The organism is Delftia acidovorans SPH-1, assembly GCF_000018665.1.
GTDB lineage: Bacteria > Pseudomonadota > Gammaproteobacteria > Burkholderiales > Burkholderiaceae_C > Comamonas > Comamonas acidovorans.
The window spans coordinates 152181-166407 of sequence record NC_010002.1; the positions used below are offsets into that span (position 1 = coordinate 152181).

Below are 14227 nucleotides of genomic sequence, written 5' to 3' on the forward strand. Positions count from 1 at the left end.
CGGACATGGCCAAAACCCCATCCAAGCGATTGGCCTGGTGGCTGCCGCTGCTGTCGGCCGTGTGCATCTCCGCCCAGGCCCATACGCCCTACCTGCTGCCCACCAGCTTCGAGGCTTCGCCCCGGGCCGTCATCAGCGTGGACGCCAGCTTTGCCGACAAGTTCTTCATCCCCGAAGTGGCTTTTGGCGAAACGCGCTTCACCGTGACGGCGCCCGACGGCTCGGTCACGCCCATGGCCGATGTGCGCCAGTTCAAGACCCGCACCGTCGCCGAGCACCAACTGCCCGACGAGAAGGGCACCTACCGCGTGAGCACCGGCCCGCGCCTGGGCGCCGTCTTCCGTTCGTGGGAGCGCAACGGCAAGGTGGAGACGGCGCGTGATCCCGCCACGCCCACGCCGGCCGATGCCAGGCTGCTGAGCCACTACCAGTCGCTGTCGGTCTCCGAGACCTACATCACGGTGGGCAAGCCCAGCCGGGCCGCGCTCGCGCCCTCAGGCAAGGGCCTGGAGATCGTGCCCGTCACGCATCCCGCCGACCTGTTCGCGGGCGAGAAGTTCGACTTCACCGTGCAATACGACGGCAAGCCGCTGGCCGCGCAGAAGGTGGAAATCTTCCGCTCGGCCATGGACCTGGCCAGCCAGCACAGCGTGGACGCGCTGACCACCGATGGCGAGGGCCGCATCTCCTACGCCCTGCCCAAGTCCGGCATCTACCTGGCCCTGGTGCGCTACCGCGCCGACGCCCCCGCCGGCGCCGCCGCGCCGCAGTACGGCAACAACTACACGCTGACCTTCAGGGTGCTGGCGCAGTAAGGGGTTCCGGTTTCACGAAAAAGGCCTGCCGCCATGGAGGTGCAGGCCTTTTCTCATGGTGAAGCCCAGCCCCAGGCGATGTGCATGAGGGCTATGCGCCTCAACCCGTGGCCACCACCCGCAGCACCTCGGCGCCATAGGCGTCGAGCTTCTTGGCGCCCATGCCGCTGATGCCCTGCAGGTCGTCCAGCGAGGCCGGGTTGCGTTCGGCAATGGCGGCCAGCGTGGCGTCGTGGAAGATGACGTAGGCGGGCAGGTTGTGCTCGCGCGCGACCTCGGCGCGCCAGGCCTTGAGGTTGATGAAGCGCACCTGGGCGTCGGGGCCCAGGCTGGCGGCGGCCGCGTTGGGCTGGGTGGCGCGCTTGGAGGTGCGCGTGCGCGGCGCGGCCACGGCCTCGCGCAGCTGCACGGGGACGTTGCCGCGCAGCACGTCGCGCGAGCCATCGGCCAGGCACAGCGTGTCGAAGCTGTGGCCGCTGTTCTCGCTGGTGATCTTGTGCAGGCCCAGGGCGCCCGTGGCCAGCAGCTGGCGCATCACGCCGCGCAGCTGGGGCTCGCTGTAGTCCTTGCCCAGGCCGAAGGTGGAGATCTTGTCGTGGCCGTACTGGCGCACCTTCTCGGTGTCCTTGCCGCGCAGCACGTCCATGATGTGGCCCGCGCCAAAGGTCAGCTGGCTGGCCTCGTGCACGCGGTAGATGGTGGACAGCAGCTTGCGCGCGGCGTCCGTGCCATCCCACAGGGCCGGGGGCTCCATGCAGTTGTCGCAGTTGCCGCAGGCGGTCTTTGCCACGCGCTGCAGCGGCCTGCCTTCAAGGTCCGTCTCTGCGTCTTCTCCCGGTGCGCCCAGGCCGTACTGCTCGCCGAAGTAGGCCAGCAGCCGCACGCGGCGGCAGTCCGTGGCCTCGGCCAGGCCCAGCAGGGCATCGAGCTTGCCGCGCATGACCTGCTTGAAGGTGTCCTCGGCCGGGCTTTCGTCGATCATGCGGCGCTGGTTGACCACGTCGGACAGGCCGTAGGCCATCCAGGCATCGGCGGGCAGCCCGTCGCGGCCTGCGCGGCCGGTTTCCTGGTAGTAGCCCTCGATGTTCTTGGGCATGTCCACGTGGGCCACGAAGCGCACATCGGGCTTGTTGATGCCCATGCCGAAGGCGATGGTGGCCACGATGACGATGCCGTCCTCGCGCAGGAAGCGGTCCTGGTGCAGCTGGCGCGTCTCGAAGGGCAGGCCCGCGTGGTAGGGCAGGGCGGGCACGCCGGCCTGGCTCAGCGTCTGGGCCAGCTCCTCCACGCGCTTGCGCGACTGGCAATAGACCACGCCGGCCTCGCCCTCGTGCTCGCGCTCGATGAAGCGCAGCAGCTGGTTGCTGACGTCCTTCTTCTCGGCGATGCGGTAGCGGATGTTGGGGCGGTCGAAGCTGCTGACGAAGTGCCGTGCGCTCTCCAGCTGCAGCCGCTCGACGATGTCGGCGCGCGTGAGTGCGTCGGCCGTGGCCGTGAGCGCAATGCGCGGCACGCCCGCATAGCGTTCGTGCAGCACGCTCAGCGCGCGGTACTCGGGCCGGAAGTCATGGCCCCACTGGCTCACGCAGTGCGCCTCGTCGATGGCGAACAGCGACAGCTTGCCCTGGGCATGCAGGTCGTCGAGCAGGCCCAGGAAGCGCGGCGTGTTCAGGCGCTCGGGCGCGGCATACAGCAATGTGATGTCGCCGCTTTGCAGGCGCCATTCGACTTCCTGCGTCTCGTCATAGGACAGCGTGGAGTTCAGGTAGGCGGCGCTCACGCCGGCCTCGTGCAGCGCGCCCACCTGGTCGTGCATGAGCGCGATCAGCGGCGACACCACCACCGCCACGCCGTGGCCCTGCTGCTGGCGCACGATGGCCGGCACCTGGTAGCACAGGCTCTTGCCGCCGCCCGTGGGCATGAGCACCAGCGCATCGCCGCCGGCGACCACGTGCGAGACGATGGCCTCCTGCGGACCGCGGAATTGTTCGTAGCCGAACACGGCTTGCAGGACGGAATGCGCGGCGGACAACGGGGACTTCTTTCGGCAGAGGCGGCTGGCGCGGGAGGGAGCGGGATGCGGGCGCTTCCCGCAAAAAATGCGCTGCGGCCCGGAGGCCGCAACAGCCGCCATTTTGCGCCCCCTCGCAAGGTCCAGGGAAGACCTGGGGTTTGAACCGCTCTGCATCAACGGCCTTTTCCGGGCGCGAGGGTGCCATTTTCAGATTTCTCCTAGCCACCCGCTGCTGCATTCAGCTGCCGCCCAGCACCCCGCGCGCAATGATGCTGCGCTGCACTTCGGACGAGCCCTCGTAGATGCGCAGGATGCGTGCATCGCGCACCAGGCGCTCCAGCGGCATTTCGCGCGTGTAGCCGTAGCCGCCGTGGATCTGCAGGGCCTCGTCGGTGACGAAGCCCACCATTTCGGACGCATGGAGCTTGGCCATGGCCGAGTGCTGGGTGAAGGGCTGGCCGGCCTGGCGCAAGGCCAGGGCCTGCATGGTCAGCGCCCACGAGGCCTCCAGCCGCAGCTTCATGTCTGCCAGCTTCCACTGGATGCCCTGTTTCGTGGCCAGTGGCTCGCCGCCGACCAGGCGCTGATTGGCCCATTGCGCGGCGGCGGCCAGGGCGGCCTCGGCCACGCCCAGGGCGGTGGCCGCCACGTCCAGGCGGCTGTTGTCCAGCACCTTCATCGCCGTCTTGAAGCCTGTGCCCTCGGCGCCCAGCCGGTGGCTGGCGGGCACGCGCACGCCGTCCAGCGAGACCTCGAAGGCATGGCCGCCGCGGATGCCCATGAGTTTTTCGGGCGCCGAGACCTGTATGCCGGGCAGATCGCGCGGCACGATGAAGGCGCTGACGCCGCGCGCGCCGGCATCCATGTCGGTCTTGGCGAAGACCACCATGAAGCGTGCCTCGGCGGCGTTGGAGATGAAGTGCTTGACGCCCGTGATCAGATAGTCGTCCCCATCGCGCACGGCGCGCGTGCGCATGTCGGCCGGGTGGGAGCCGCCGCGCGGCTCGGTCAGCGCAAAGGCGGCCAGCCATTCGCCGCTGGCGCAGCGCGGCAGCCACTGCTGGCGCTGGGCATCGTCGCCGCCGATGAGCACGGCGTCCGTGCCCAGGTAGTGGGCGCCGATCATGGACGAGGTGGCCGCGCAGGCGCGCGAGATGGCCACCAGGGACAGCAGCATGGCCGTGGGCGTGACGCCGGGGCCGCCCAGGGCCTCGGGCAGGTTCATGCCCATCACGCCCAGGGCCGACAGGCCCGGCACATGGCAGGTGGCGGACAGTGCCTCTTCGTCCATGCGCTGCGCCAGCGGGGCGAGTGCGTCGTCGGCAAAGCGGGCCACGGCATCGGCAATGGCGTGGTCGTCGGCGGTGGTGCCCAGTCGTTGGAAGTTCATGGAGGTTCGCTCAATGTGATGGGGAAGAGGGGGCCGCGGCTGCGGTGCCCAGGGCACCGGATGCGCGCAGCGCGGCAATGGCTTCGGCGCCCCGGCCCAGCCACTGCGAGAGCAGGGCGTCGGTGTGCTCGCCCAGGGCCGGTGCGCGCTCGGCGCGGTTGGGTGCGGCGCCGCTGAAATGCACGGGCTGGGTGGGCAGGCGCAGGCCGGGCAGGCGCGGGTCCTGCACCGCGCCGAGCAGGCCGCGTGCCTGGCTCTGGGGCGATTCCAGCGCCTGGGCAATGTTCCAGATGGGTGCGGCGGGCACGCCGGCTGCATCCAGCGCGGCCACCACCTGCGCCACTTCATGCCGGCCGGCCCAGGCCTCGATGGCCTCGCGCAGCGCGGGTTCGTGGGCCGAGCGTGATTCGTCGCTGGCAAAGCGCGGGTCGCCGGCCAGGCTGCCCAGTTCCATGGCCTGCAGGGCGGCGGCGAACAGCTTGTTGTTGAGCACGGCCAGCGCGAAGTGGCCGTCGCCTGCGCGGTACACGCCGAACGGCGCGGACAGCGGATGGCGGTTGCCTACGCGGCGCGCGGGCCGGCCCGTGAACAGGTAGCGCGCCACCGAGGTGGCCAGAAAGCTCAGCGTGGTGTCGAACATGGCCACGTCCACCTGCTGGCCCTGTCCCGTGGCGCGGGCCTGCAGCAGCGCGGCCAGCGTGGCCCAGGAGGCGAACAGGCCGGCCACCACGTCGCTGACGGCCTCGCCCACCACGGTGGGCGCGCCATCGGGCTCGCCCGTGGCCTCCATGAGGCCGCTCATGGCCTGCACGATGATGTCGTAGGCCGGCCGGTGGGCCAGCGGCCCGGTCTGGCCGAAACCCGAGACGCTGACATAGACCAGGCGCGGATTGAGCGCCCGCAACTGGCTTGCGCCTATGCCCAGGCGCTCGGCCACGCCGGGCCGGAAGTTCTCCACCACCACGTCGGCCTGGGCCGCCATCTCGTGGACCAGGGCCACGGCCTCGGGGTGCTTGAGGTCCAGCACCAGGCTTTGCTTGTTGCGGTTCATCACCGTGAACAGCGCGCTCTCGCCGTTGTTCATGGGGCCGATGGCGCGGTAGTCGTCGCCCTGCGGCGGCTCGATCTTGACGACCTCGGCGCCCAGGTCGGCCAGCAGGGCCGTGGACAGCGGCCCGGCCAGCACGCGCGTGAAGTCGAGAATGCGCACGCCGTCCAGCGGGCGGGCGGTAAGGGGGGAGGACTTGGTCATGGGTGCAGCCTTGGACGGGTGGTCTATGGCTGCATGCTGGCGCGTGATTGAATCAATGGAAAATATTCATTCCTGATTCACTGCATTCAAAAAGATGATTCAAATCAGCCTGCGCCAGCTGGAGTATTTCGTGGCCGCCTCGCGCCATGGCAGCACGGCGCGCGCGGCCGAGGCCATCGGCGTGTCCCAGCCGTCCATCTCCAAGGCGATTGCCGACCTGGAGGCGCTGTGGGGCGAGGCGCTGTTCGTGCGCCGCCATGCCAGGGGGCTGGATCTCACGGCGGCCGGCGCGGTGCGCAGCCGCGAGGCCCAGGCGCTGCTGGGCGGCGCACGCAGCCTGCAGGGGCCGCGCACGGCGGCGATGGCGGGCGTGCTGCGCCTGGGTTTTCTGAGCACGCTGGGCGCGCGCTGGGTGCCGGCCCTGCTGGCGCAGATGCAGCGCCTGCACCCCGGCATTGCGCTGGAGCTGGTGGAGGGCGACATCGCCTCGCTCACGCAGCAGGTGGAGCGCGGCGAGCTCGATGCGGCCCTGCAGTACGACACGGGCCTGGCGCGTCCCCGCATGGAGCTGCTGCCCGTGGCGGCGCTGCCGCCCTATGTGCTGCTGCCGCAGCGCCATGCGCTGGCGGCCAGGACCAGCGTGGGGCTGGCCGAGGTGGCCCGCTACCCGCTGGTCCTGATCAACCTGCCGCACAGCCGCGAGTATTTCCTGTCGCTGTTCCGCGAGGCCGGCGTGACGCCGCTGGTGGCCCATGAGTTCGCCTCCATCGAGATGCTGCGCTCCATGGTGGCCAACGGCCACGGCCTGAGCGTGCTGACCACGCGGCCGGTGGTGGACCGCGCCCACGATGGCCAGCGCCTGGCCTGCCGCCGCATCCGGGGCCGCGTGGCCCCCCAGGGCGTGGTGCTGGCCGTGCCGGCGGGCAATGCCTCGCCGCTGATTGCACCGTTCTTGAAGGTGGCGCGTGCCGTGATTGCACCGTAGCGGCGCGCAGCCCCGTGGCATGCACCACGGTGGTGAGCTGTTACCCGGGATTTTCCCCAGGTTGTATGGACAAGCTTGGTTGGCACGGCATTTGCTGTTGCTCTCCGTGTTGATCGCAGGTAGATGCAGGATGCTCGCTCCATCACCGGTTTGCCGGGTAATCCTGTATATACATGTCCGGTCGGCAAAAACACACTTCGGGCTCCCGCACTGGTCTGCCTGCGGACCCCGAAACTGCCATCGCCAACTTGCTTTCCCGACCGAGGAGTGCCACATGAGTTCGATCCCCACGTTCCGCCGCCTGCCCCTGGGGCCGCTGGCCGCCGCCCTCTGCCTTGCCGCCGCACTGCAGCCCGCTGCCGCGCAGGAGACCAAGATCACCCTGGGCATGTCGGGCTGGACCGGCTTCGCGCCGCTGACCCTGGCCGACAAGGCCGGCATCTTCAAGAAGAACGGCCTGGCGGTGGACCTGAAGATGATTCCGCAAAAGGACCGCCACCTGGCCCTGGCCTCGGGCGCCATCCAGTGCGCGGCCACCACCATCGAGACGCATGTGGCCTGGAACACCAACGGCGTGCCCATCGTGCAGATCTTCCAGATGGACAAGTCCTATGGCGCCGACGGCATCGCCGTGCGCAATGACGTCAAGGGCTTTGCCGACCTCAAGGGCAAGACCGTGGCCGTGAGCGCGCCGGGCACGGCGCCGTACTTCGGCCTGGCCTGGATGCTGCACAAGAACGGCATGACCATGAAGGATGTGAAGACCGTCTCGCTGGAGCCCCAGCCCGCGGCCCAGGCCTTCGTGGCCGGCCAGAACGATGCGGCCATGAGCTACGAGCCCTACCTGTCCACCATCCGCGCCAACCCGGCCGCGGGCAAGATCCTGGCCACCACCATCGACTACCCCATGGTCATGGACACGGTGGGCTGCGATCCCAAGTGGCTCAAGGCCAACGCGGCCGCCGCCAAGGCCCTGGCCCAGTCGTATTTCGATGCGGTGGCCATGATCGAGGCCGACAAGACCAAGTCCTTCGAGATCATGGGCGCGGCCGTCAAGCAGGGTGGCGAGCAGTTCGGCAAGTCGGCCTCCTACCTGAAGTGGTCCGACAAGGAAGCCAACCAGAAATTCTTCGCCAACGAGCTGGTGCCCTTCATGAAGGAGTCGGCCGTGATCCTCAAGGAGGCCGGCATCATCCGCTCCATCCCCGAGAACTATGGCGTGATGTACGACGCCAGCTTCATCCAGTAAGCCCGCCAGGGGATGACCATGCAAGCCGCATCCACTTCCGCAGTCCAGCCGGCTAACAAGCCCATGACCCACGCCACACCGCACGCTCCCGCTCCCGCCGCGGCGCCAGCCCCCGTCCGCCGCCGCCGCATGGCGCCGCTGGAGCCCGTCAGCCCCACGGCCAAGTGGGTGCTGGGTGTGGCCTTCTTCGTGCTGTTCTTTCTCGTCTGGGCGGCTGTGACGCTGGGCGGCTTCGTCTCCCCGACCTTCCTGGCCAGCCCCATGACCATGGCGCGCGAGGGCGTGCTGCTGTTCACCGAGTACGGCTTCCTGCACGACATCGGCATGACGGTATGGCGCGTGATGGGCGGCTTCATCCTGGCCTCGGTCGTGGCCGTGCCCCTGGGCATTGCCATGGGCGCCTGGAAGCCGGTCGAGGCCTTCTTCGAGCCCTTCGTCTCGTTCTGCCGCTACCTGCCGGCCTCGGCCTTCATCCCGCTGCTGATCCTGTGGGCCGGCGTGGGCGAGACGCAGAAGCTGCTGGTCATCTTCATCGGCTCGGTGTTCCAGATCACGCTGATGGTGGCCGTCACCGTGGGCGGCGCGCGCAAGGACCTGGTGGAGGCCGCCTATACGCTGGGCGCCTCCAACACCGGCGTGGTGCGCCGCGTGCTGATCCCGGGCGCCGCGCCCGGCATTGCCGAGACGCTGCGCCTGGTGCTGGGCTGGGCCTGGACCTATGTGATCGTGGCCGAGCTGATCGGCTCGTCCTCGGGCATCGGCCACATGATCACCGACAGCCAGGCGCTGCTGAACACGGGCCAGATCATCTTCGGCATCATCGTGATCGGCCTCATCGGCCTGGTGTCCGATTTCATCTTCAAATCTCTGAACCGTCGCATGTTCGAGTGGAGCACCCTGTGATGAATCTGCTGTCCATTCAAGGTGTTTCGCGCACCTTCACCAGCCACAAGGGCACGAGCACGCAGGCCCTGCTGCCTGTGGATTTCGAGGTCCGCGAGAACGACTTCGTCACCATCCTCGGCCCTTCGGGCTGCGGCAAGTCCACCATGCTGCGCATTGCGGCGGGGCTGGATTTCCCGACCACGGGCCAGGTGCTGCTGGACGGCCGCGCCGTGGACGGGCCGGGCGCCGACCGAGGCATGGTGTTCCAGAGCTACACGCTGTTCCCCTGGCTGACGGTGGCCCAGAACATCCGCTTCGGCCTGCGCGAGAAGGGTGTGAGCGAGGCGCTGCAAAAGGAGCGCAGCGACTACTTCATCGCCAAGGTGGGGCTGCGCGGCTTCGAGAACCACTTTCCCAAGCAGCTGTCGGGCGGCATGCAGCAGCGCACGGCCATTGCGCGCGCGCTGGCCAACGATCCCAAGATCCTGCTCATGGACGAGCCCTTCGGCGCACTCGACAACCAGACCCGCGTGCTCATGCAGGAGCTGCTGCTGGGCATCTGGGAGGCCGAGCGCAAGACCGTGATGTTCGTCACCCACGACATCGACGAGGCCATCTTCATGGCCAACCGCGTGGCCGTGTTCAGCGCGCGCCCGGGCCGCATCAAGGCCGATATCCCCGTGAACCTGCCGCATCCGCGCCACTACACGGTCAAGACATCGCCCGAGTTCATGGAGCTGAAAGCCCGGCTGACCGAAGAGATTCGCGCAGAGTCGCTGGCCGCTGCTGCACACTGACGCTTTCCCATGACCACTGCCCACACCATGTCTTCGCGTTCCACGGCTTCCCGACTTTCCGCAACGACGGCGGAGGTGCCCATGGCCCTGTACCAGCAGGTCAAGGACCATGTGCTGCGCAAGATCGCCGATGGCTCGCTGTCGGCCGGCGAGCGCGTGCCGTCCGAGCAGGAGCTGGTGCAGGAGTTCGGCGTGGCCCGCATGACGGCCAACCGCGCGCTGCGCGAGCTGGCCGAGCAGGGCGTGATCGTGCGCGTGGCCGGCGTGGGCTCCTTCGTGGCCGAGGAAAAGCCGCAGTCCACGCTGCTGCGCATCGCCAACATCGCCGAAGAGATCCGCCAGCGCGGCCATGACCACCGCTTCGAGCTGATCAGCGTGCGCCGCGAGTCGGCCTCGCCCGAGGCGGCGGCTTCGCTGCAGCTGTCTGCGGGCAGCTCGGTGTTCCACCTGCAGGGCGTGCATTTCGAGAACGACGTGCCCGTGCAGCTGGAAGACCGCCATGTGAACCCGCGCATGGCGCCGGACTTCATGGAGCAGGACTTCTCGCTGATCCAGCCTTCGGTGTATCTGGTGCGCAACGTGCCCTTCGACCAGATCGAGCATGTGGTGGACGCCATGCTGCCCACGCCCGAGCAGGCGCGCTGGCTGCAGATGGACGCTGACCAGCCCTGCCTGACGCTGACGCGCCGCACCTGGTACCTGGGCACGCCCGTGACCTGGGTGCACTGCGTGCATCCGGGCATGCGCTACCGGCTGGGCAGCCGCTTTCGCACCGACGGCGGATCGCACGACGGCTGAGGCCTGAAAGGCGGGGTTCCCGCTCTTGCGCTGTTCCGCTTCGATTGATATTGTATAGACAGGCATAGACATCCATCCCGGCACACCCTCCCAGACACCGACAGGGCATCACCATGAACACCATCACGACTCCCGGCCTCACCTCCCGTCCCGGCACCGCGCTGACGCTGCAGCCCGGCCAGGTCAGCCTGGCCCAGCTGCGGGCCATCCAGCAGGGCGGCGTGCGCCTGTCCATGGCGGCGTCCGCCTACGAGCGCATGCGCGCCGCCCAGGCCCATGTGCAGCACATCGTGGATGAGGACCAGGTCGTCTATGGCATCAACACCGGCTTCGGCAAGCTGGCCTCCACCAAGATCGCCCATGACCGCCTGGCAGAGCTGCAGCGCAACCTGGTGCTGTCGCACAGCGTGGGCACGGGCGATCCGCTGCCTGACGCCGTGGTGCGCCTGGTGCTGGCCACCAAGGCCGTGAGCCTGGCGCGCGGCCACTCGGGCGTGCGCCCCGAGCTGGTGGACGCGCTGCTGGCCCTGGCCAACGCCGACGTGCTGCCCGTGATTCCCGCCAAGGGCTCGGTGGGCGCCTCGGGCGACCTGGCGCCGCTGTCGCACCTGGCCTGCGTGCTGATCGGCGAAGGCCAGGCCAAGATCGATGGACAGGTGGTGTCCGGCACCGAGGCCATGCGCCACCTGGGCCTGGAGCCCTTCGTGCTCGGCCCCAAGGAAGGGCTGGCCCTGCTCAACGGCACCCAGGTGTCCACGGCCCTGGCCCTGGTGGGCCTGTTCCAGGGCGAGAGCGTGTTCGCGGCCGGCCTGGTGGCGGGCTGCCTGACGCTGGAGGCCATCAAGGGCTCGGTCAAGCCGTTCGACGCGCGCATCCACGAGGCGCGCGGCCAGCTTGGCCAGATCGCCGTGGCCGCCGCCGTGCGCGAGCTGCTGGACGGCAGCGCCATCGACACCTCCCACCCCCATTGCGGCCGCGTGCAGGACCCGTACTCCATCCGCTGCGTGCCCCAGGTCATGGGCGCCTGCCTGGACAACCTCAGCCATGCGGCCCGCGTGCTGGTGATCGAGGCCAACGCCGCCTCGGACAACCCGCTGGTCTTCGACAACGGCGACGTGATCTCGGGCGGCAACTTCCACGCCGAGCCCGTGGCCTTCGCGGCCGACATCATCGCCCTGGCCCTGGCCGAGATCGGCGCCATCTCCGAGCGCCGCATGGCCCTGCTGCTGGACACCGGCCTGTCGGGCCTGCCGGCCTTCCTGATTGCCGACAGCGGCGTGAACTCGGGCTTCATGATCGCCCAGGTCACGGCCGCCGCCCTGGCTGCCGAGAACCAGTGCCTGGCCCATCCCAGCAGCGTCACCAGCCTGCCCACCTCGGCCAACCAGGAAGACCATGTCTCCATGGCCACCTACGGCGCGCGGCGCCTGGGCGAGATGGCGCGCAACACCGCCGTCATCGTGGGCGTGGAAGCCATGGCCGCCGCCCAGGGCATGGACTTCGACCGCAGCCTGAACAGCTCCGAGTTGATCGAGGCGCAGTACGCGCTGATCCGCAGCCAGGTTCCGCACCTGGACCGTGACCGCTACCTGGCACCCGACATCGAAACCATGCGCCAGTGGGCGCTTGCCACGGACTGGCCCCAGGCCATCGTCCGCCACCTGCCCAGCCTCCAGGCTGCCTGAACCCCGCAACCGCTCACCCCCCGCATCCAGGAGATCGCCATGAACGCCAACGACGCCATCCTCAACGCCAACGCTGCCACGGCTGCCACCAATCCCCGCTATGACGCCAGCCGCGTCATCCGCGCCCCGCGCGGCAGCGAACTGCACTGCAAGAACTGGCTGGCCGAGGCCGCCTACCGCATGCTGCAGAACAACCTGGACCCCGACGTGGCCGAGAACCCCAAGGCCCTGGTGGTCTACGGCGGCATCGGCCGCGCGGCGCGCAACTGGGAGTGCTATGACCAGATCCTGGAGTCGCTGAAAAAGCTGGAGGCCGACGAGTCCCTGCTGATCCAGTCGGGCAAGCCCGTGGGCGTGTTCAAGACGCACGAGAACGCACCGCGCGTGCTGCTGGCCAACTCCAACCTCGTGCCCCAGTGGGCCAACTGGGAGCACTTCAACGAGCTCGACCAGAAGGGCCTGTTCATGTACGGCCAGATGACGGCCGGCAGCTGGATCTACATCGGCGCCCAGGGCATCGTGCAGGGCACGTTCGAGACCTTCGTCGAGGCCGGCCGCCAGCACTACAACAACGACCTCACGGGCAAGTGGATCCTCACGGCGGGCCTGGGCGGCATGGGCGGTGCCCAGCCCCTGGCCGGCGTGCTGGCCGGCGCCTGCGTGCTGGCCATCGAATGCCAGCAAAGCAGCATCGACTTCCGCCTGCGCACGCGCTACCTGGACAAGCAGGCGCGCGACATCGACCACGCGCTGGAGCTCATCGCCCAGCACACGGCTGCGGGCGAGGCCATCTCCATCGGCCTGCTGGGCAATGCCGCCGAAATCCTGCCCGAGCTGGTGCGCCGCGCCCAGGCCGGCGGCGCCCGCCCCGACATCGTGACCGACCAGACCTCGGCCCATGACCTGATCAACGGCTACCTGCCCGTGGGCTGGACCGTGGACGAGTGGCGTGCCGCCGCGGCCGATCCGTCGCGCCATGCCCAGCTCAAGGCCGCCGCTGCCCAGGGCTGCGCCCAGCACGTGCAGGCCATGCTGGACTTCCAGGCCATGGGCATTCCCACGGTGGACTACGGCAACAACATCCGCCAGGTGGCCCTGGACCAGGGCGTGAAGAACGCCTTTGATTTCCCCGGCTTCGTGCCCGCCTACATCCGCCCGCTGTTTTGCGAAGGCAAGGGCCCGTTCCGCTGGGTGGCCCTGTCCGGCGACCCCGAGGACATCTACAAGACCGACGCCAAGATCAAGGAACTGTTCCCCGACAACAAGCACACCCACCGCTGGCTGGACATGGCGCGCGAGCGCATCAGCTTCCAGGGCCTGCCCGCGCGCATCTGCTGGCTGGGACTGGGCGAGCGCCACAAGGCGGCCCTGGCCTTCAACGAGATGGTGAAGAACGGCGAACTCAAGGCCCCCATCGTGATCGGCCGCGACCACCTGGACTGCGGCTCGGTGGCCAGCCCCAACCGCGAGACCGAATCCATGAAGGACGGCACGGACGCCGTCAGCGACTGGCCGCTGCTCAACGCCCTGCTCAACACCGCAGGTGGCGCCACCTGGGTCAGCCTGCACCACGGCGGCGGCGTGGGCATGGGCTACTCCCAGCATGCGGGCGTGGTCATCGTGGCCGACGGCACGGACGAGGCCGCCGCCCGCCTGGGCCGCGTGCTCTGGAACGATCCGGCCACCGGCGTCATGCGCCATGCGGATGCGGGCTACGACATCGCCGTGGCTGCGGCCAAGCGCCATCAGCTGAACCTGCCCATGGTCAAGTGAGCCGCTTGCAGGACACCACGGCCATGCAGCGTTTCGACCTGAACCAGATCGCCGCCAGCCCCTGGAAGAACGGGGGCGGCAGCACGCGCGAGATCGCCTGCTGGCCGCCCGGGGCGGGCATGGAGGCTTTCGGCTGGCGCATCAGCGTGGCCACCATCGACCAGCCCGGCCCGTTCTCGGCCTTTGCGGGCGTGGACCGGCAGATCATGCTGCTCGATGGCGACGGCGTGCACCTGCGCGGCGAAGGCATCGACCATGTGCTGGACGCGCGCTGGCAGCCGTTTGCCTTCTCCGGCGATGTGGCGCTGGGCTGCTCGCTGCTGGGCGGCACTTCCACCGACTTCAACGTGATGGCGCGGCGCGGCCGGTGGCGGGCGCAGGTCCAGGTGCTGGACAGCGCTGCCGACGCCGGCCGCGCCGACGCCGGCCTGTGCATGGTGCTGCAGGGCAACTGGCAGGCGGATGGCGCTGCGCTCATCCCCGGCCAGGGCCTGTGGTGGAGCGCGCAGCAGCCCGACCCGCAGCAGCTGGTGCCGCAGACCGACGACGCGCGGCTGGTGCAGGTGCTGCTGCAAGCCTGCTGA

12 protein-coding genes are annotated in these 14227 nt (G+C 69.0%); 9 read left to right on the plus strand and 3 right to left on the minus strand.

Translation table 11 applies throughout. From position 1 onward, the window contains the following. Positions 1 to 5: 5 nt before the first annotated feature. On the plus strand, positions 6 to 815 hold the full coding sequence (locus DACI_RS00690; protein WP_012202079.1) for a DUF4198 domain-containing protein: 810 nt from the start codon (positions 6 to 8) through the stop codon (positions 813 to 815). A gap of 100 nt (positions 816 to 915) precedes the next feature. Here DACI_RS00690 and DACI_RS00695 read toward each other — a convergent pair whose 3' ends face one another. The 3 genes from DACI_RS00695 to DACI_RS00705 all read right to left on the minus strand — a co-directional run bounded on the left by DACI_RS00695 (position 916) and on the right by DACI_RS00705 (position 5471). Next, positions 916 to 2847, minus strand: a complete 1932-nt coding sequence (locus DACI_RS00695) for a RecQ family ATP-dependent DNA helicase (RefSeq protein WP_043780224.1) — start codon at positions 2845 to 2847, stop codon at positions 916 to 918. A 220-nt stretch (positions 2848 to 3067) separates the two neighbouring features. Then, entirely contained in the window at positions 3068 to 4219 is a 1152-nt protein-coding gene (locus DACI_RS00700) for an acyl-CoA dehydrogenase family protein (protein WP_012202081.1), read from the minus strand. A 10-nt stretch (positions 4220 to 4229) separates the two neighbouring features. Continuing rightward, positions 4230 to 5471: a CaiB/BaiF CoA transferase family protein gene (locus DACI_RS00705; protein ID WP_012202082.1), complete on the minus strand. Its 1242-nt coding sequence runs from the start codon at positions 5469 to 5471 to the stop codon at positions 4230 to 4232. A 94-nt stretch (positions 5472 to 5565) separates the two neighbouring features. On the opposite strand from DACI_RS00705, the gene DACI_RS00710 reads away from it, so the two are divergent. The 8 genes from DACI_RS00710 (at position 5566) to DACI_RS00745 (ending at position 14227) form a co-directional block, all read left to right on the plus strand. Beyond that, positions 5566 to 6456, plus strand: coding sequence for a LysR substrate-binding domain-containing protein (locus tag DACI_RS00710; RefSeq protein WP_012202083.1), 891 nt, complete (start codon positions 5566 to 5568; stop codon positions 6454 to 6456). Between the two features lie 274 nt (positions 6457 to 6730). Then, on the plus strand, positions 6731 to 7705 hold the full coding sequence (locus tag DACI_RS00715) for an ABC transporter substrate-binding protein (RefSeq protein ID WP_012202084.1): 975 nt from the start codon (positions 6731 to 6733) through the stop codon (positions 7703 to 7705). An 18-nt stretch (positions 7706 to 7723) separates the two neighbouring features. Further along, positions 7724 to 8608 carry an ABC transporter permease gene (locus DACI_RS00720; RefSeq protein ID WP_016447378.1) on the plus strand — a complete coding sequence of 295 codons (885 nt, stop codon included), beginning with the start codon at positions 7724 to 7726 and terminating at the stop codon, positions 8606 to 8608. After that, a complete protein-coding gene (locus DACI_RS00725; RefSeq protein ID WP_012202086.1) occupies positions 8608 to 9387 on the plus strand; it encodes an ABC transporter ATP-binding protein in 780 nt (259 codons plus the stop codon). The genes DACI_RS00720 and DACI_RS00725 overlap by 1 nt, the downstream gene beginning before the upstream one ends. A gap of 27 nt (positions 9388 to 9414) precedes the next feature. Then, the gene (gene hutC / locus DACI_RS00730; protein WP_049801468.1) at positions 9415 to 10185 is read left to right on the plus strand and encodes a histidine utilization repressor; all 771 of its coding nucleotides are present in this window, start codon (positions 9415 to 9417) and stop codon (positions 10183 to 10185) included. Positions 10186 to 10298: 113 nt separating this feature from the next. After that, entirely contained in the window at positions 10299 to 11870 is a 1572-nt protein-coding gene (hutH, locus tag DACI_RS00735) for a histidine ammonia-lyase (protein ID WP_012202088.1), read from the plus strand. 39 nt (positions 11871 to 11909) lie between these two features. Further along, on the plus strand, positions 11910 to 13643 hold the full coding sequence (gene hutU, locus DACI_RS00740) for a urocanate hydratase (protein WP_012202089.1): 1734 nt from the start codon (positions 11910 to 11912) through the stop codon (positions 13641 to 13643). A gap of 23 nt (positions 13644 to 13666) precedes the next feature. Further along, positions 13667 to 14227 carry a HutD/Ves family protein gene (locus DACI_RS00745; RefSeq protein WP_043783094.1) on the plus strand — a complete coding sequence of 187 codons (561 nt, stop codon included), beginning with the start codon at positions 13667 to 13669 and terminating at the stop codon, positions 14225 to 14227.